The organism is Corynebacterium sp. HMSC06C06 (genome assembly GCF_001807295.1).
Taxonomy (GTDB): Bacteria; Actinomycetota; Actinomycetes; order Mycobacteriales; family Mycobacteriaceae; genus Corynebacterium; species Corynebacterium striatum.
Genome location: NZ_KV788472.1, coordinates 15,341 through 33,508, shown reverse-complemented (window position 1 = coordinate 33,508; position 18,168 = coordinate 15,341). Strand labels below are relative to the sequence as shown.

Here is an 18,168-nt window from a genome sequence, read left to right as displayed (position 1 = left end):
AATCATTATGTCTGCCCCCACCACCGGAGCGTCACGCCGCACGCTCGACCCAGTGACCTTTGAGGTCCTCAAGAACGCCTTCGCTACCTCGGTCAACCTCATGTCCGAGCAAATTCTTCGTACCTGCTACTCCTTCGTCATCTACTCGCGTGACTTCTCCTCCGCGCTTTGCGACGCCGAAGGCAACACCGTCATGCAGGGCGACCAAGATATCGCCGTGCATGTGGGTACCCTCCACTTCCAGTGCCAGGCCGTGCTCAAGCAGTTCGGCGACGACATGCATGAGGGCGACGTATTCGCCATCAACGACCCGTACCAGGGCGGCACGCACATGAACGACGTGTCCTTCCTGCGCCCTATCTTCCACGAGGGCAAGATTCTCGCCTTCGCTCAGAACAAGGGTCACTGGGCTGACGCGGGCGGCTCGGTCCCCGGCTCCTTCGACGTCTCCGCGACGAACTACTACACGGAAGGCCTGCGCATTACCCCGGTCCGCGTGTGGAGCAAGGGTGTCTTCCTCGAGGACGTGGCCAAGCTGCTCGCCCACAACACCCGCAGCCCTGAAATCGTCCTCGGCGACCTGAAGGCCCAGGCCGAGGCCACCGCCGTGTGTGAGCGCGAAATCCACCGTCTCGTGGACAAGTACAGCGGCGTCACCATCCGCAAAGCACTGCGTGAGGTCCAAGACTACGTCGAGGATATCGTCACCGCCCGCGTCAAGGAACTGCCGGACGGCGAGTGGTCCACCGTGGACTACATCGACCTGGATCCGGCACGCGAGGAAGGCCTCGTACCCGTCAAGGTCACGATGACGATCAAGGACGGCCGCCTGTCCTACTCGCTCAAAGATTCCGCACCGGCCGTCGCGAGCTTCCTCAATGCCGGCTACGGCTCCGCGTTCTCCGGCATCGTCGCTGGCACGAAGACCTTCTTCCCCGACGTGCCGCTCAACTCCGGACTTTACCGCGCCATGGACGTCGACTTGGGCCCCGAAGGCACCGTTGTCAACGCCGGCATCCCCCACGCCGTGACCGGCTTCTGTTCCGGCCCGTTCGAAAAAATCATGAATGCCGTCTTCGAGTTGTGGTCCCAGCTCATGCAGGAACGCGCGATGGCTTGTGCGTTCAACCTCGAGTACCTACTCATCGGCGGCTGGGATACCCGTGAGGCACAGACTCCGCAGGACCGTGGCAACTTCTTCATGTGGTACGACTGGATGGCTGGCGGCTGGGGTGGCCGCGTCGACCGCGACGGCTCCTCCGCTACCGCGCCAGTATTCGGTCCAGGCCTCGCCGTCCAGCCCGTCGAGGGCCAGGAGCGCCTCTCCCCTGTGATCACCAGCCACCACGCGCTCGTCACCGACTCCGGTGGACCGGGCAAGTACCGCGGCGGCATCGGCGTGACCAAGGGCGGCATGCTCACCGACTGCAATGACACCATCATGAGCTACTGCTGTGACCGTGCCCGCTCCATCACCTGGGGCATCGAGGGCGGCCTGCCCTCTATCCCGCAGGGCGTGTGGCTCAACCGTGGCACCGAGGACGAGAAGTTCCTGGGCGCCCTCTTCTCCAACGTCAAGGTCGGCCCCGGCGACACCTTCGAGCGTCCCTCCTCCGGTGGCGGCGGCTTCGGCGACGCCCTCGAGCGCGACCCCGAGGCAGTCCTCGAAGACGTCATCGACGGCTACGTCTCCATCGAGCGCGCCGCCAAGGACTACGGCGTCGTCATCGAGGCCATCGACCCGGAAATCGACGAGTACCATCTCGACGAGGCCGCAACCATTTCCCTGCGCGAGGAACAGCGCTCGACCCGTCAGTCTAAGCTGGACGAGGATCCGCAGTCCGTCGCCGACCGCTACCACGCCGGCGAACTCGACCAGCTCGACCTCGTGCGCCACTACGGCGTCATCCTCGACTGGACCACCGGCGAACTCCTGCCCAACACCACCGCGCAGTACCGCGCGCAGCTAGCTAAGCGCTCCTCCTCCCACTGGGGCTAAGCGAACGTAAACCAGCGAAACTCAAGGCCCGTGTGCAGCAGCACACGGGCCTTCACTCTGCAAAAAGACAGAGAAATGCCACAGGCACTCGGTACCCAAACCGAGCTCCTGCGGCGATGTGCATGAGTCGATACAGACTAGGAGCGGTCCTCGCGCGGGGCGGAGGTATCGTGCTTTACATCCTGAGTGCGGAAGTGCGGGGTCGGACGGCCTTGCTCGTCCACGTCATTGAGTTGGGCGAGCTCAGTGAAGTCCGCCTGAGCATCCGCGAAGCCCTCGTTGGGGTCAATCTCGTCGAAGTTACGGATCGTGCCGTCGCGCTCATCCTTGAACATGTCCTTGCCGTAAATGACAAGTACCATGATGATGCCCGCAGCGAAGCCCCAGGCCGCGCCCTGCGTGGCGAGGACACCAGCAGTAATGCCTGCGATGCCGAGGTCCTTCTGGTTCTTTGCCTCCATGATGCCCACGCGGACGGAGACGAAGCCCTGAATGATGAGAGTGAGCGCCAGGCCGATGGGCAGGATGGGCTCAACGAAGGAAATAATGGGCAGAAGCAACAGGCCGGTGTTTGTTCCCCAGCGGAAAGAGCCGGCACCACCGAAGACGGAGCGCATGGCGCGCTTACCCTGCTTGTAGCGCTCAACAATGACAACGTGCATCGCCGCCCAGAGCGGACCACACATAGCGACGTCAGGGCCGATGATCGACATGATCATATTGCGTCCGCCGAAGAGGAGGTGGGCGCGCGACGGACTGTAGACCACGGCTTCGTCAGTACGGACGTGGTCCGCTTCCTTAAGCACCGCGTTGGCTTGGAGGACGTCACCGAACACCACGATGTAGGCGGCAAGCACGGTCGGAATAGCCGTGAGGAACATGTGCGCAGGCGGTAAGCCAAGACCGAAGATGGTGTACTCGCTCCACAAGGTAGCGAAGTCAGGGCTGGAGAAGCCCCACTCGATGTCCGGCCACGGTGCCTCGCCGACCAACGGTGCGACGAAGATAGCTACGAAGATAGCTGGCAGGATGCCCAACGAAGCGATGAAGCGCCAACCGGCCGCTTTCTGACGCAGACCAGCGAAGGACCGCGAGTACATCAGGTAGAACGCGATGGCCACCGCGATGGTGATGGTCACGGGGTACGAGTGGAAGCGACCATCTTCCTTGAATACGGAGAAGATAGCGGCGATACCTGCGCCGAGGACGATGCCCGCGCGCAGTCCTGAAGGAATGACGCGCACAACCTTCGACGCCAATCCTGTGGCGCCGAGGGTGATAGAGAATATGCCAAGCAAGAGCTGGAAACTAATGAGCGCCCAGACGCGTTGTTCGCCTTCGGGGAAGGTCTGCACGTACACGATAAGCAGCGGGATAGCCGGGGTGATCCAGCCAGGGACGACAGGGTCGCCAAGCAGGTGGTGCGTGAGGTAGAGCAGACCGTTGAGCATGACCACGGCGAGGGCAACCTCGAAGGGCATGCCGAGTGCCTCGGTCATGAGCGGAATGGCGCCAAGGTCGACGACGCACATGAACAAACCTTGGGCGTAGTCCGGCCACTCGATGCGGTAGTGGACAAACGGCAGGCGAATGTCGAAAGGACCGGCCCTCCAGTGCGGAGATTCTTGGCCGATGCCCTGTTCAGGCTCAGCCAGTGCCTTCGATGCCTGATGATCTTCAGGCTGGGATGCGGAATGAGACATGAGATACCAATCTGATGGAAAACATGAAGCCCGGCCACCGCGCTCGAGACGCGGTTCCGGGATTGGCGAACGCCCCGAGCTGGGGCTGAACGAGAATTAGTCGAACTCGATGATCTGACGCAGTGCCACGCCCTCAGAGAGGTTGTCCATGGCCTGGTTGATATCGGCAAGCTTGATGTGGCTGGAGATGAGGCCTTCAGCGTTAAGCTTGCCCTCGCGCCAGAGCTGCTCATACTTCGGGATGTCCTTGGTCGGGACGGAAGAACCGAGGTAGCAGCCATGGACGCGACGGGCCTCGCCAGTCATGACGAGAGGGTCGATGGTGATGGTGGAGCCCGGCGCCGGCAGACCGACGGTGACGGTCAGACCGCCCGGACCGGTGATCTTGTAGGCAGTTTCGAGAGCCTTGGGGTGCCCGGCGGCCTCGACGACGGCGGTGAACTTCTTGCCGGAGGCTTCGGCCTCAGCCGGGGTCATGGCATCGGTGGCGCCAAGCTCGATGGCCTTGGCACACTTGTCAGCCTGCATGTCGATGCCCACAATCTCCTTCACACCGAGTGCTGCGGCGGTGATGATAGCGGACATGCCCACGCCACCGAGGCCGACAACGGCAATGGAATCTTCCGGCTTCGGGTCAATCTCGTTGAGGATGGCGCCGCCTCCCGTGAGGATGGCGCAGCCAAAGATGGCGGCGATGTCGGCAGGGACGTCAGAACCGATGGGAACAACGGAGAGCTCAGAGACGACCGCGTGCGTCGCGAAGCCGGAGACGCCGAGGTGGTGCTGGACGGTCTCGCCGTTGCGGGTGAGGTGGCGGGTACCGCGGATGAGCGTGCCCTCGTTGTTGGTCTTGGAACCGACCTCACACGGCATCTTTCCGTCGGTCTTGCAGCCATCGCACTCGCCGCAGCGCGGGAGGAAGGTCATGACGACATGGTCGCCGACCTTCACCTTGCTCACACCGGGACCGACTTCCTCGACGACGCCAGCAGACTCGTGGCCGAGCAGCATGGGCAGCGGGCGCGGACGGTTGTTGTTCACCACGGACAGGTCCGAGTGACAGATGCCGGCCGCGGTGATCTTAACCAGGATTTCGCCTTCGCCCGGCGCGGTGAGCTCAAGCTCGCTGATGGAAATCGGCTGCGAATCCGCGTAGGGACGCGCGGCATCCGAGCGCTCGAGCACAGCGCCCTGGATGGTGATGGTGTCAGACATGTGGACTCCTTCGAGGTTGTGTGATGTGCAACTCAATCTAGTCAGAATCCAGCAGGACGCCAGAGGTTTCCTTAGGAGAATAATCCACCATTCAGCGTGACGGGTGTGTAAATCTACACACCCGTGTGGCTGCGGCCTCGTGCTAGCGCACGAATCCGGAGCGCAAGCTGGGTATCGAGGCTTCGCTCCCCTGTTGCCCAATCCTCCCCAAGGACCCGGCTAATGCGCTCGAGGCGCTGGCGCACGGTATTAACGTGGAGGTACAACTCGCGTGCGGTTCCGGGAATGCTGTGTCCGCTCAAGAAGAACTGGTAGGCCGTCGCCTCGAGCTCCGTGTCATGCGCGGCGTCGTACTCAACAAGCGCGCCCACACTACGCCTTACGAGCGTCGCCAGTGCACTCGGGTCCGCTCCCAGGATGAGCCCCACTGCACCGAGCGTATCTTCGGTGACGAGCTCGCCGCTCATGCCCAATGTGATCGCGGCATCGAGGTACGCCATCGCCGAATCGTGTGCCTCGTGCGCCTCCGTCACACCGGCAACGGGTGCGGCCGCAACGAAGACGGGCGCGGACGACTCCGCGACGAGCCGACGCACGGACGTTGCGACATCCCTATCCGGCTGAAAGAGCACGCAGTAATGCTGCTCATGACGCGTGACTGCCGACGCCCCATCGAGCAACCCATCCAGACGCATCCGGGACAGTGCTGGGTCGGCGCAGTTGACGCCGAGGAAATACAGCGACTCTGGTTGCGCGAGGTCGATGCCTGTCAGCCGTTTGAGACGCAACGCCTCTTCATTTCCGGCGGTGCCCACTGCGACGGAGTAGACAAGGTCATCAACCTTGCGCGCGGTGGCATCGACAAGCGCCTCGTTGAAGAGAGCGATGGCGGCGAAAGCCGCGGAGGCATGCCCCACGACGCGCAGCTCCACGTCGTTAATACCTTTGGGCACGCAGATCGCCCCAAGGAAACGCCCATGGAACTCGACCGGAAGCACGCTGCGATTATCCACGCTCCTCGTGTTGTTGTGCTTGCGTGCCGCGGCGATGGCATCCGCCCACTCGTCGCGCGTGCCATCGCCCACGAAGGTAGATGATTCTTCTAGCCACAGCTCGACCTGCACACCCAAGAACTCGCTAAGCACCTCCGCAAGTTCCTCGAACCGTGCATCGCCGACGAGGACCGCGAGCAGCCGGGAGTCGGCATCGGCAAGCTTGTGCAATTCCTCGACGTGGGTGCGCAGTTCCAACTGCGAACGGCTGAGCTTCGCGACAGACTCGCCCTGGGACTCGATGACGCGCGCCGTATCAAGTGCCACCGCCGTCATCGCGCCGAGGAGCTCAATAGCCATAATTTCATCACGCGAGTAATGCCGCGGGTGGCGGTCGCCGACGAGCAACGCGCCCACGGTCTTGCCACTGATGCGAATGGGCGCGCCCAGAATGCCTCGAATGCCCTCGGCTTCTACCGCCTCATCCACGTAATCGACGTGACTGACCTCCGGATCCTCAGCGTGATCATATGTCCAGGCGGGGCGATTCGTGGCCGCCACAATGCCCAAGATGCCAGTGCCGATGGGCATGCGAATATTCCGAAAGCCCTCCGTCACAACGCCAGCCGTAGCAAGGATATTGGTAAACCCCGACTCGTCATCGTTGAGACTGATGTACCCAATGTGCGCGCCAATGATAGAGCGCGCATGCCGCACGATGGTGTCAAGCACGTCATTCGACGCGCGACCCGCATTGAGCATTTGCGAGACTTCCAAAATCTTCGTCGACATGACGCGCCACGTGCGGTTGGAATCGATGGTGTTTTCCAGCATGCGCAGCGCCGAAAGCTCGTCCTCCTGCAACGACGCGAGCAAATGATCAGGGATGGTCACCGAGCTATTGAGCCTGCGCAGGATTTCGCTCAATGCTGACACAGCATCCTCCTTTTCCTTCGCACACGACTGTGATGTGTGTCCATCTTGGCACACGCAGGGACTACACACTGGCATTTTCGCAGGCCCGCGTCAGGCGTGCCGGGATCTGGCGCTTTCGGCACATTCCCAACCAATGTTGACTCCGGGCTACTACATGTCCTCGCTCGAACGGACTGTGCAGCCACGAACACGCTTCCCCATACTGCGGCTTCTTCACCCTTAGCGTCGCGTTTCGCTTCTGCATTTCCGCGGGAGCAACGACCGAAGGTGAATCCGGCATAAAGAAACCCCCACGTGCCTTCCAACCACGTATGTGGTCGGGGCGCGTGGGGGTTGCTTTGCGCAGTGTGTGGGTATTTCCCCTACTGCTGTGGTGCGGTGCCCAGGGTTTCCTCCATGCAGGCCTGCTGCTGGGCAGGGTCCTGCAACTCCAGGCACTTGGCGGCGCCGGTGTCACCGAGGAGCTTGACGCCGAGGGCCATGATGACGATGGTTCCAGCGAGGGCCAGGATGGAAGTAATCAGGCCGACGATGGACATCCAGGTGCGGCGCAGCTCCTGCGGGCGATTGCGGCCAACGACCAGCGCGATGATGGAGACGATGATGCCGATTGGGCCGAGCAGCAGCGGCGGAACAATCAGCAGCAGGGACAGCAGCGCGATGATGCCGATGACCATCGCCCAGATAGCAACGGCGTTCTTCTTTGCCGGCTGGCTATCGGCACCAGCGTAGGCCGGGTAGCCGGCGCCAGCGGCGGTTGCGTTCGTGCCGTAAGCATCGTGGGAGGCGTGGTCGTGAGCGGTGTTGTCTACGCCGTAGTTGTTTGCGTCGTGGGCGTACTCCTCGTTCTCCTTGGAGGTTGCCTCACCGTAGGAGGGCAGCTTGCCGGTGCTGTCGCTGCTAAATGGGTTGTTTGCGTTGTACGGGTTCTCTGGGTTGTTCGGGGTGGTCATGTGGTTGGCCTCCTTGGGGCAGCCCTAATTGTGTGCTCTTTATCGAATACGTGCGTTTAATAACTTATGCGTTTGCAATCGCTTGCGTCTACGTTACTGACGGAACCTGTGAATTCACTGACAAGTGTGCTGTGGCTTGTTTTGTGACGTGGCGGAGTTTGTGGCGCGGCCGAGGTTAGGCCGCACCACTGCTACCACTTGCGCAGGTACTCGATGCGCTGGCGCAGTTGCTCGGCGTCGCACAGCGCGGTGGGTGGGCCGCCGCAGGCCTTGCGCACCTCAGTGTGAATGGCGCCGTGGGGGCGACCGGTGCGCTGCGCGGTAATGGAGACAACGGTGTTGAGCTCCTTGCGCAGGTTGCCAATCTCATCCACCACGCCGGTGGATTCTTGGTTGTTGGCTGGTTCCTCACGGCGCTTCGGGGCGTACTGCATGCCGTAGAGCTTGCGACGCTGTTCCTCAGCGGCCTCAGCAGCCCGGCGCGCCTTCTCCTCTGCTTCGCGGCGGTCGAGTTCCTCCGACTGCTTCTTGCGCAGCAGGTCCTTGACCTGGTCGGCGTCGAGAAGCCCGGGGATGCCCAGGAAGTCCGCATCGACGTCTTCGGTGATGTCGCCGGTGTTGAACTGCGAGCCGTTAAAGAGCAGGCCGGAAAATTCCGCCTCCGCGCCGAGGGCCTCGTAGGAGGGCTCGAGCATGTCGGGCTCAGACTTCTTACTATTGGCCTCCGCTAACAGTTCGTCGTCCCAGCCCTCTTTATCGGGGCTCTTCTCCTCACCCAGGACATGGTTGCGTTCTTTTTCCATGTTCTCAGCAAGGCCCAGCAGCACCGGCACGGAAGGCAGGAACACCGAGGCGGTCTCACCGGGCATACGCGATCGCACGAAGCGGCCGATTGCCTGCGCGAAGAACAGCGGAGTCGAGGCCGAGGTGGCGTAAACGCCCACCGCTAGGCGCGGGACGTCGACGCCCTCAGACACCATGCGCACTGCCACCATCCACTCGTCGGTGGACTTGGAAAACTCCTCAATGCGGTCCGAGGAGCCCGGGTCATCGGACAAAATCACCGAGACCGGCGTCGAGGAAATCTGCTTCAGAATCTTCGCGTAAGCACGCGCGGTCTGCGTATCGGTAGCCAGCACCAGGCCGCCAGCGTCCGGCATGTTGCGGCGCATCTGCATAAGGCGCGTGTGCGCGGCCTGCAGCACCGCCGGGATCCACTCGCCCTTCGGGTCCAGCGCCGTCTTCCACGCGCGGGCGGTTTGCTCCGGGTTCAAGATATCGCCCAGACGCGCGGCGTATTCCTCACCCGCGGAGTCGCGCCAACGCGCCTCGCCCGAGTAGGACAAAAACACAACGGGGCGCACGACGCCGTCGCGAAGCGCATCGCCATAGTTATAAGCGTGGTCCGAGCGCGAGACCAGGTGGCCCTCACCGTCCTGCTCGTAGCGCACGAAAGGAATCTGCGAGTCATCCGAGCGGAAAGGCGTACCTGTTAGCGCCAAGCGGTGCTCGACGTCGTCGTAAGCCTCGCGCACGCCGTCGCCCCAGCTCTTGGCGTCACCGGCGTGGTGGATCTCATCCAGGATCACCAACGTACGGCGCGCCGAAGCCACCGCGCGGTGCTTGAACGGGTGCATGCCCACCTGGGCATAGGTCACCACGATGCCGTCCATCGCCGGGTTCACGGCAGAAGAATTCGAGAAGTGCGGATCCAGCGCCAAGCCCACGCGCGCGGCCGACTGGGACCACTGAATCTTTAGGTGTTCAGTAGGCACCACGACGATGACGCGCTCGACCGTGCGGTCTTCCATCAGCTCCGTGGCAATGCGCAGCGCGAAGGTGGTCTTACCGGCACCAGGCGTTGCCACGGCCATGAAGTCCTGGGGCTTTTTGGCCAGGAACTTATCGAGGGCGGCCTGCTGCCAGGCACGTAGCTTTCCGTTGTTGGCGAATCTTCTGGGGTTTCGAGACACAGAATTACCCACCGGGTGGCTCACTTGCGTCGCAGCCCCTTGTACACGCGCTCACAATCCGGGCACACCGGGGAGCCGGGCTTTGCCTGCTTGGTTACGGGGAAGGTCTCGCCGCACAGTGCAACGACGTACTTACCGTTGACCGCGGAGTCCAAAATCTGGTTCTTCTTCACGTAGTGGAAGAACTTTGGGGTGTCATTATCAGTCGTCGACGAATCCTCACGGATGTCGGGACGTTCAATCGTCTTAGTCGTCGTACTCACCCCACCCATAATGCCGCATTGGTGTCGAACTTCGCGAGTCGCACGTCTACCCTTGTACGCATGTCCTCAAAGAACTCGCGCGATAGGTCCGGTTATAGGCCGAAGGCCACCCCACAATCGGGGCGTTGGTCTCCCCGCCGCGCTTTTCGACGCCGCGAAGCTCACCTCATCACGGACGCTCAGCTCTCCCCAGGCCAAGACCGCCACAGACGTGAGGTCATCTACTCGATCCTGCAGTTTCTGCGCGTTCCTTCTCTGCTGGTAGGCGGCGCCCTCATCTATTTCTACGATGCGTGGCTTGTCGCGACGCTCATCATTGGCGTGACATTCCCGCTGCCGTGGATTGCGGTTGTCATTGGCAATGGCAAGGGGCAGCCGAAGGACAAGAGGGAAAAGAACGTCTACAAACCGGCTCTTGCCCGCCAGATGGCACAAGCTCAGGCACAGCAGATTGCCAATCAACAACGCAGGGCGATCGAAGATCAGCCAGTTGAGACCATTGACCACGACATAGATTTCGACGAAAAGGACCCACGATGACTATCTTTGGCCCTGCTTTCCAGCCCGAGTACCCAGTGGCCGAGGTTGCCGCAGAACTCAGCGCGTTTCTCACCACGCACGGCTTCACCGCCGATGGCATCGCCGGACATTTGGGTCCGGAGTACACGGAGGCTATGCACCGTGGCGAGCCAGCGGCCGTAGCCTTAGGTGCTGCAGGCGATACCACTCTCGACGCCCTCATCCGCCTGTTTATCCTTCACGATGCTGTCACGCCGGAGCAGCTTTCCGACGTCCTGAGTGCCAGGCTTGCCACGAAGCTACTGGATGCAGGCATCGCCCAGCGCAACGACGTTGGCAAGGTCTGCATTGCTTATGACATCCGGCCGCACATCATTGTGGGTGAGAATCGACTAGTCTTTTCCGACGTCGATGCCGGGCTCGTCGATCATGTACCCGGCCCAGGCCACGTCCTAGGCGTCGGTGCGGCTAGCCTCTCGCTTCTCCAGTCGACTCCGCTGACTCCAGTCGAGTCCGCCTTGGACTTGGGAACGGGTTCAGGTGTACAGCTACTGGGTCAGCTATCGACCGCAGAGCATGTCACGGCGACCGATCTGCACGAGCGAGCCCTTGAGCTGGCACGCGCGACAATCGCAGCGGCAGGCACAGACGCAAGCGACAAGGTAGAACTTCTGCAAGGCTCCTGGTTTGAGCCGGTTGCAGGAATGAGCTTCGACCGAATCGTTGCTAACCCTCCCTTTGTGGTGGGTTTGCCAGAGGTTGGTCATATTTATCGTGACTCTGGGCTCAACCTCGATGGCGCCAGTGAACTCGTGGTCTCCCAGGCAGTTGAGCACCTCAATCCGGGTGGCAGCGCGCACGTCCTCGCTGCGTGGGTGCATCAGGGCGAACAATCCTGGCAGCAGCGTGTGGCTTCTTGGCTGCCCGACACTGGTGTTGCCGCATGGATCATCCAGCGCGACGTGGCTGATCCTGCGCTTTATGTATCGACATGGCTCAAGGACGAATCCGTAGACGTGCGCTCGCTAGAAGGACGCGAACGCGCCCGGCTGTGGCTTGAGCACTTTTCTGCACACGATGTCACCGGGATTGGGTTCGGATACGTGGCCATCCAGAGAATCGGCGACGACGAGCCCTCCGACATCCTTGCCGAATACATGCCACAACCGTTCACAGATCCGCTGGGACCAGAGGTAGAGGAATATTTCGCGCGCATTGCCTGGCTGCGCAACCTCGTCCCCGGCGAAATCGAAACCAAGCACTTCCAGGTCCGCCCTGGCGTAGCACGGGAAGACATCGGCCTTCCAGATAACGAGCTCGGAATGGGTTTCTTGCCGGCAGCGTTGCGTTTAACCCGCACGGAAGGGCCACGGTGGTCCCACGACGTCGACAAGCACATCGCGTCCATCGTTGCAGGACTCAACCCGCACGGTCTGAGTTTGGGAGAAACAATCGAGCTCTATGCCGCAGCCCAGGGCTTCGACGAAGAAGAACTCGTGGCCTCGGCGATTCCCGCGATGGTCGATCTCATCCGCCATGGGCTTATCATCCCGACGGATCTCTTAGCATTCACCAACGTTGATACCGCTTCTGCAAGCAGCGTCACCTTTGAGGGAAACCGCGACGATCTCCAGGGAGATGCCCACTCCGACAACTCGACCGACCAAGAGGAGGATTAATGCGAGCCGTTCTCACGCGTGTTTCTCACGCATCCGTAACCGTAAATGGGGAGGTCGTGGGGGAAATTGACTGCCCAGATACCGGAGGAATTCTGGCACTGATTGGAATTTCTCGCATTGATACCGAGTCCTCGGACAGTGAGCTCGAGGCTGCTATTGAGAAAATGGCACGCAAGATCGCCGAACTGCGCATTCTTGAAGGTGAAAGAAGCGTTGAGGAAGCTGGCGCTCCAGTGTTGGTCGTCAGTCAATTTACGCTGTACGGAAAGACTGCCAAGGGCCGTCGTCCTTCCTGGTCCGATGCCGCGCCGGGAGAGAAGGCAGAACCCGTAATTGAGAGAATCACTGCAAAACTTCTCTCACGGGGACTCCATGTTGAAACCGGAAAATTCGGGGCAATGATGGATGTTTCATCCGTAAATCAGGGTCCATTCACCGTTCTCGTGGAGGCCTAAAACTTTCCCAGAGCCCAATCCCTCACCGCGCGCAGGCTTTTTACCTGCGCGTTTTCTATTTGACTATGTGACACCTCACTCCACCCATCAGGTTGTTGAACAAAGCACAGACTGGCGCAAAAATCAAATTTTAGAAGAGTGATAAAAAACGTGCTTGCAATACGATAATTTATTATCATCTCTCACCGATGCGGGTTTATGATGAAACTACAGCGAAGCAAAAAGGGCTGAAACTGCAGGACAAAGAGCAAAACGTCCGAAGGCAGTTGCAGAATTGCAACCGAGAGAAAATTCTCAAGGCTTGCAAGGTTGCACCAAGCTCTAAAGCTTCGGTCGACCATCTAGAGACGCAGGAGAAAGAAAATGTCTCACTCAGTCTTGCGGAACAACACCGCGAATCACCCCGAGAATGAGCCCAACATGCCGGAGAACCTCAAGACCTCCAAAGCATTGAAGGCCGAACAGTCCACTTCCGCTGACTCATCGCAGTCACCATTCTCCGGAACCACCGGCGCCCCAAAGTGGAACAAGTCAGACCTCACCTGGATGCTGTCACTCTTTGGCACCGCAATCGGCGCCGGCGTCTTGTTCCTCCCCATCAACGCAGGCATCGGCGGCATCATCCCACTGCTCATCATGACGGTCGTGGCACTGCCAATGACCTACTGGGCGCACCGTGGCCTCACCCGCCTGGTGCTCTCTAGCTCCAAGCCAGAAGGCGACCTCACCGACGTCGTCGAGGAGCACTTCGGAATTAAGGCAGGCGTGTTCATGAACATCCTGTACTTCCTCTCCGTCTACCCGATTCTCTTGGTTTACTCCGTGACCATCACCAACACGGTTAATTCCTTCCTCCAGAACCAAATCGGCATTAACCCGCCGGCACGCTGGCTGACCTCCCTCCTGCTGGTCGGTGGTCTCATCCTCATCGTCCGCATGGGCAAGGATGTCATCGTCAAGGTCATGTCTTGGCTGGTTTACCCGTTCATCGGCGTTCTGGTTCTGCTATCCGTCTACCTCATCCCGAAGTGGAACACCGCATTGTTCGATTCCTTCGACCTGAACGTTGCCCGTGAAGCTTCCGGCCACAGCTTGGGTGTCACCCTGATGCTCCTGGTTCCGGTTATGGTCTTCTCCTTCAACCACTCCCCGATGATTTCCTCCTTCGCAGTTGACCGCCGCGAGACCTACGGCAAGTTCGCTGAGGTCAAGGCACGCAAGACCCTGCTGCGCGCAGAAATCCTTATGGTCGTCGTCGTCATGTTCTTCGTCTTCTCCTGCGCCCTGGCGCTGTCCCCAGCTGACATGGCAGAAGCAAAGTCCCAGAACATCACCATCCTGTCCTACCTGGCTAACCACTTCGATACCCCGATCATCCAGTGGATTGCACCGATTATCGCAATGGTCGCTGTTGCAAAGTCCTTCCTCGGCCACTACCTCGGCGCTGCTGAAGGCTTCGAAGGCCTCATCCTCAAGGGCAACAAGAGCCTCGAAAAGAACGACGCTGCAACCGCTCGCAAGCTTGGCACTATCACCCTCATCTTCATGCTGGTTACCGCATGGCTGACCGCTTGGGCAGACCCATCCATCCTGGGCATGATTGAAACCCTGTGTGGCCCGACGATTGCACTCATCCTGTTCCTCATCCCGATGTGGGCAATCCACAAGGTTCCTGCACTAGCTCGCTTCAAGGGCAAGGCTTCCAACTACTTCGTCTTCTTCATGGGCCTCATCGCCCTCGCCACCATCATCTACACCATCGTCCAGGCCTTCTAGGTCAGAGTACGAACCGGAAATCTGGAAACCCTGAGGATTCAAGGAAAAGCAATGTTCATCAGCATCTTCGATATGTTCAAGATTGGTATCGGTCCCTCAAGCTCACACACGCTTGGCCCAATGAAAGCTGGCAAGGCGTTTGTTGATGAGCTCAAGGAAAAGGAACTGTTCGAGCACGTCACTCGCATTCAAGCTAATGTCTACGGTTCCCTGTCTCTAACAGGTATCGGCCACTCCACTGACAAGGCCATCCTCCTGGGCCTTGCCGGGGAGGAGCCGGAAACCGTTGACATTGACGGGATCTCCGAGTTCGTCAAGAACATCCATGCCTCCGAAAAACTCATGCTTGGCGGTACCCGCGAAGTTGATTTCCCGAAGGAAGGCGGCTTCTTCTTCCACAACGAATACCTACCGATGCATGAGAACGGCATGTGCCTCATCGCCTTCGACGACGACGAAGAAGAGCTCCTGCACAAGACCTACTACTCCATCGGCGGCGGGTTCATTGTCTCCCAGGAAGACTTTGCCAAGCGCGGCGAGGACAACATCAAGGTTCCTTATACCTACGCCAGCGCTGCTGAAATGCTTGCCCTGTGCGAGACGAACAACATGACCCTCCCAGAATTGGGCATGGCTAATGAGCTTGCGCTTCGCTCCGAAGAAGAAGTTCGTGAGCACCTTCGCAAGGTTCGCGACGTCATGTACACCGGCATTGTCCGCGGCTCCTCCTCCGACGGCCCGCTGCCTGGTTCCCTTCTCGTCCCGCGCCGCGCGGCTGCCCTAAAGCGTCGCTTGGAAAAGGAAGAGCCACATGACGGCTTGAACATCCTCAGCTGGGTCAACATGTTTGCACTGGCAATCTCAGAGGAAAACGCATCATGTGGCCGCGTTGTCACTGCCCCAACCAACGGCGCCTGCGGCGTTGTTCCAGCAGTGCTTGCGTACTACGACAAGTTTGTCGAGCCAGTTACCGAGGATATGTTCGCGGACTACATTTTCGCTTGCAACCAAATTGCTTCGCTGTACAAGATGAATGCATCCATCTCGGGTGCAGAGGTCGGTTGCCAAGGCGAAATCGGTGTTGCCTGCTCAATGGCCGCAGGTGGCTTGGCTCAACTCATGGGTGGCACCCCAGAACAAGTGTGCGTAGCTGCCGAGATTGGCATGGAGCACAAGCTTGGCCTGACCTGTGACCCAGTCCTCGGCCAAGTACAGGTCCCTTGCATTGAGCGTAATGCTGTGGCTGCAGTTGACTCGATCACCAGTGCCCGCATGGCCCTCGAACGTGAGAGCAAGCCATGCGTCAGCCTCGACGAGGTCATCTGGACCATGTACAAGACTGGCAAGGACTTGAATGCCAAGTACCGCGAGACTTCACAAGGCGGGCTCGCGTTGGCTGTTCATCCTCCAATTCCGGTGTGCGGCTAGCATTCCGAAGTCACCCAAAGGGCGGGTGAACACAGCGCTACGCCGCTCGTGTTCATCCGCCTTATTTTGTGCTAATATCTATCCATCTATCTAAATGTCAGGAACACAAGGACATGCTTCAACTGATGAATGAGCTCAACAGTCACGGCATTGACCAAGATTTCCTCGGGCAGTATGTACCTCTCGTCGAATTTCTAGGCCAAGCCTTGGGCCCCAACACTGAAATCGTCTTGCACGATCTCGATGTACCGGACCAGTCCATCATTGCAATCGCAAATGGCCATATTTCAGGACGCAAAATCGGCGGCCCGGTCACGGACTTCGCTTTATGGTTTATGAAGCAAGGCGACGCAGCCGCAGTACCCATGATGACCGGTTACCGGGCTGTCAATGCTGAGGGAAAGATTTGCCACTCCTCCAGCTATTTCCTCCGCGATTCGACTGGCCACATGCGCGGCATGCTGTGTATTAATGTGGACATTTCGGATCTTGTTGCTATCCGCAACGCTGCCAACTTCCTCATTGGCAGCACCGAAGAAGCCAAGGACAAGACCCAAGCCTTCGGCGGATACCCAGGCGCCCAGGTCGCTCAGACCATTGTCACCCAGCCCACTGCCGAGGAAGAAGCGGTCAGCGAATCTCTCCGCGACAACGTTGAGAATTTGCTCGAATCGATGCTCGATGCCGCTATTGCAACCCAAAATGCCCCCGTTGATCGCATGCAACGCGATGAACGCATCGAAGTTGTCCGCACCCTGGAAGAAAACGGGTTCTTCCTCCTCAAAGGTGGCATTAGCGCAGCAGCACAACGCCTTGGGGTCTCCGAACCCACCATCTACCGTTATCTAGTCAAGGTGCGCAATTAGGTACCTCGCTCCACGCTTCTAGCGCCTTTGGCAAGCCCCTCCCAGACCCTCCCCCATTTGCGGGGAGGTTCTGCCCTTTTCCGGCCTAGAACTCGAAAAGTTTTTAGACACGGGAACTAAAAGAATCCAAGGGTCGTTGTACATGTTGTAACAAGCCGCAACCTCAGGAGGCTCGACATGGCCAACAAGTCCGACAGCACCGCTGCTGACCTTGGTAAAGATTCACTCGCAGAAGAGCAGGAAGTTGATCGCGGTTCGCGTCGTAATCAAACCAATGACAATCCTTCCGCCGATCTGGTTCGCGTTTACCTCAACGGCATCGGCAAAACTGCTCTGCTCAGCGCCGAAGACGAGGTAGAACTCGCCCAGCGCATCGAAGTTGGCCTTTACGCAGAGTACAAACTCGCGAATGCAGAAAAGATCACCCGCGCTGAAAAGCGCGACCTCAAGATCTTGGTTCGCGAGGGCAAGAAGGCTCGTTCCCACCTGCTGGAAGCAAATCTTCGCCTCGTCGTTTCATTGGCCAAGCGCTACACCGGTCGCGGAATGCCGCTCCTCGACCTAATCCAGGAAGGCAACCTTGGCCTCATCCGCGCCATGGAGAAGTTCGACTACGCCAAGGGCTTCAAGTTCTCCACCTACGCAACGTGGTGGATTCGCCAGGCCATCACCCGCGGCATGGCAGATCAGTCGCGCACCATCCGCCTCCCAGTCCACTTGGTCGAACAGGTCAATAAGCTCTCCCGCATCAAGCGCGAGATGTACCAGTCCTTGGGCCGCGAAGCCACCAACGAAGAGCTCGCTGAAGAGTCCGGTATCGAGGAGTCGAAGATTGAGATGCTCCTCCGCCAATCCCGCGACCCTGTTTCCTTGGATATGCCAGTCGGCACCGATGAAGAAGCACCACTCGGCGACTTCATCGAGGATGCAGAAGCAACGGATGCTGAAACCGCAGTCGTTGCCGCAATGCGTCACTCCGACATCCGTGGCGTCATCGAAACCTTGGAAGAACGCGAGCAGGATGTCATCCGTTTGCGTTATGGCTTGGACGACGGTGTCCCGCGCACGCTCGACCAGATTGGCCGTAAATTTGGGCTTTCCCGCGAACGCGTCCGCCAGATCGAGCGCGAAGTGATGGCAAAGCTGCGAGACGGCAATCGTGCGGATCGCCTCCGCGAGTACGCGCTGTAGCCTTTCCCACGCATTTAAGCCCACAAATCCTGAGATGACAGACCCTGCCTGAGAAATTCCCATTTATAGGGAATACCCGGTAGGGTCTTTGCGTTTAATAGGTAGGTGGGTAACCGCCCATACTGCCCGGCTAAGTAGTAAATGCGATTAGACCTAAGCTACTTAGGCCACAAAGTGCGGTATTGTTTAGTTATTGTTCGAAGGCACCGAGCTAGGCGGC

At 59.5% G+C, this 18,168-nt stretch carries 14 protein-coding genes; 8 read left to right on the top strand and 6 right to left on the bottom strand.

All coding sequences use genetic code 11. The features are described 5' to 3' along the window. The first annotated feature begins 7 nt into the window (after nucleotides 1-7). On the top strand, nucleotides 8-1,999 hold the full coding sequence (locus HMPREF3153_RS02310; RefSeq protein WP_070419907.1) for a hydantoinase B/oxoprolinase family protein: 1,992 nt from the start codon (nucleotides 8-10) through the stop codon (nucleotides 1,997-1,999). Between the two features lie 137 nt (nucleotides 2,000-2,136). Here the strand turns inward: HMPREF3153_RS02310 and HMPREF3153_RS02305 are convergent, their stop codons facing one another. From HMPREF3153_RS02305 to HMPREF3153_RS02280, 6 genes are all read right to left on the bottom strand, one after another. Further along, a complete protein-coding gene (locus HMPREF3153_RS02305) occupies nucleotides 2,137-3,702 on the bottom strand; it encodes a hypothetical protein (RefSeq protein ID WP_070419906.1) in 1,566 nt (521 codons plus the stop codon). A 96-nt stretch (nucleotides 3,703-3,798) separates the two neighbouring features. Further along, on the bottom strand, nucleotides 3,799-4,917 hold the full coding sequence (locus HMPREF3153_RS02300) for an alcohol dehydrogenase catalytic domain-containing protein (RefSeq protein WP_070419905.1): 1,119 nt from the start codon (nucleotides 4,915-4,917) through the stop codon (nucleotides 3,799-3,801). Nucleotides 4,918-5,030: 113 nt separating this feature from the next. Next, nucleotides 5,031-6,845 (bottom strand): helix-turn-helix domain-containing protein, encoded by a 1,815-nt coding sequence (locus HMPREF3153_RS02295; RefSeq protein WP_070419904.1) that lies wholly within the window; start codon nucleotides 6,843-6,845, stop codon nucleotides 5,031-5,033. 362 nt (nucleotides 6,846-7,207) lie between these two features. Then, complete coding sequence (locus HMPREF3153_RS02290) at nucleotides 7,208-7,798, bottom strand: stage III sporulation AC/AD family protein (protein WP_070419903.1); 591 nt, start codon at nucleotides 7,796-7,798, stop codon at nucleotides 7,208-7,210. 191 nt (nucleotides 7,799-7,989) lie between these two features. After that, complete coding sequence (locus tag HMPREF3153_RS02285) at nucleotides 7,990-9,771, bottom strand: DEAD/DEAH box helicase (protein WP_034656980.1); 1,782 nt, start codon at nucleotides 9,769-9,771, stop codon at nucleotides 7,990-7,992. A gap of 20 nt (nucleotides 9,772-9,791) precedes the next feature. Beyond that, the gene (locus HMPREF3153_RS02280; protein WP_005529078.1) at nucleotides 9,792-10,043 is read right to left on the bottom strand and encodes a DUF3039 domain-containing protein; all 252 of its coding nucleotides are present in this window, start codon (nucleotides 10,041-10,043) and stop codon (nucleotides 9,792-9,794) included. A gap of 51 nt (nucleotides 10,044-10,094) precedes the next feature. Between HMPREF3153_RS02280 and HMPREF3153_RS02275 the strand changes: the two genes are divergently transcribed. From HMPREF3153_RS02275 to HMPREF3153_RS02245, 7 genes are all read left to right on the top strand, one after another. Further along, complete coding sequence (locus HMPREF3153_RS02275) at nucleotides 10,095-10,574, top strand: DUF3099 domain-containing protein (protein ID WP_005529077.1); 480 nt, start codon at nucleotides 10,095-10,097, stop codon at nucleotides 10,572-10,574. Further along, nucleotides 10,571-12,232: a DUF7782 domain-containing protein gene (locus HMPREF3153_RS02270; protein WP_070419902.1), complete on the top strand. Its 1,662-nt coding sequence runs from the start codon at nucleotides 10,571-10,573 to the stop codon at nucleotides 12,230-12,232. The genes HMPREF3153_RS02275 and HMPREF3153_RS02270 overlap by 4 nt, the downstream gene beginning before the upstream one ends. Continuing rightward, entirely contained in the window at nucleotides 12,232-12,687 is a 456-nt protein-coding gene (gene dtd / locus HMPREF3153_RS02265; protein WP_049063019.1) for a D-aminoacyl-tRNA deacylase, read from the top strand. Before HMPREF3153_RS02270 ends, dtd begins: the two co-directional genes overlap by 1 nt. A gap of 420 nt (nucleotides 12,688-13,107) precedes the next feature. After that, nucleotides 13,108-14,463: an SLC5/6 family protein gene (locus HMPREF3153_RS02260; protein WP_235429896.1), complete on the top strand. Its 1,356-nt coding sequence runs from the start codon at nucleotides 13,108-13,110 to the stop codon at nucleotides 14,461-14,463. Nucleotides 14,464-14,514: 51 nt separating this feature from the next. Beyond that, nucleotides 14,515-15,891: an L-serine ammonia-lyase gene (locus tag HMPREF3153_RS02255; RefSeq protein ID WP_046645338.1), complete on the top strand. Its 1,377-nt coding sequence runs from the start codon at nucleotides 14,515-14,517 to the stop codon at nucleotides 15,889-15,891. Nucleotides 15,892-16,004: 113 nt separating this feature from the next. Continuing rightward, nucleotides 16,005-16,757, top strand: coding sequence for a helix-turn-helix transcriptional regulator (locus HMPREF3153_RS02250; RefSeq protein WP_005529065.1), 753 nt, complete (start codon nucleotides 16,005-16,007; stop codon nucleotides 16,755-16,757). 177 nt (nucleotides 16,758-16,934) lie between these two features. Further along, nucleotides 16,935-17,948, top strand: a complete 1,014-nt coding sequence (locus tag HMPREF3153_RS02245; protein WP_005529064.1) for a sigma-70 family RNA polymerase sigma factor — start codon at nucleotides 16,935-16,937, stop codon at nucleotides 17,946-17,948. The last annotated feature ends 220 nt before the right edge of the window (nucleotides 17,949-18,168 follow it).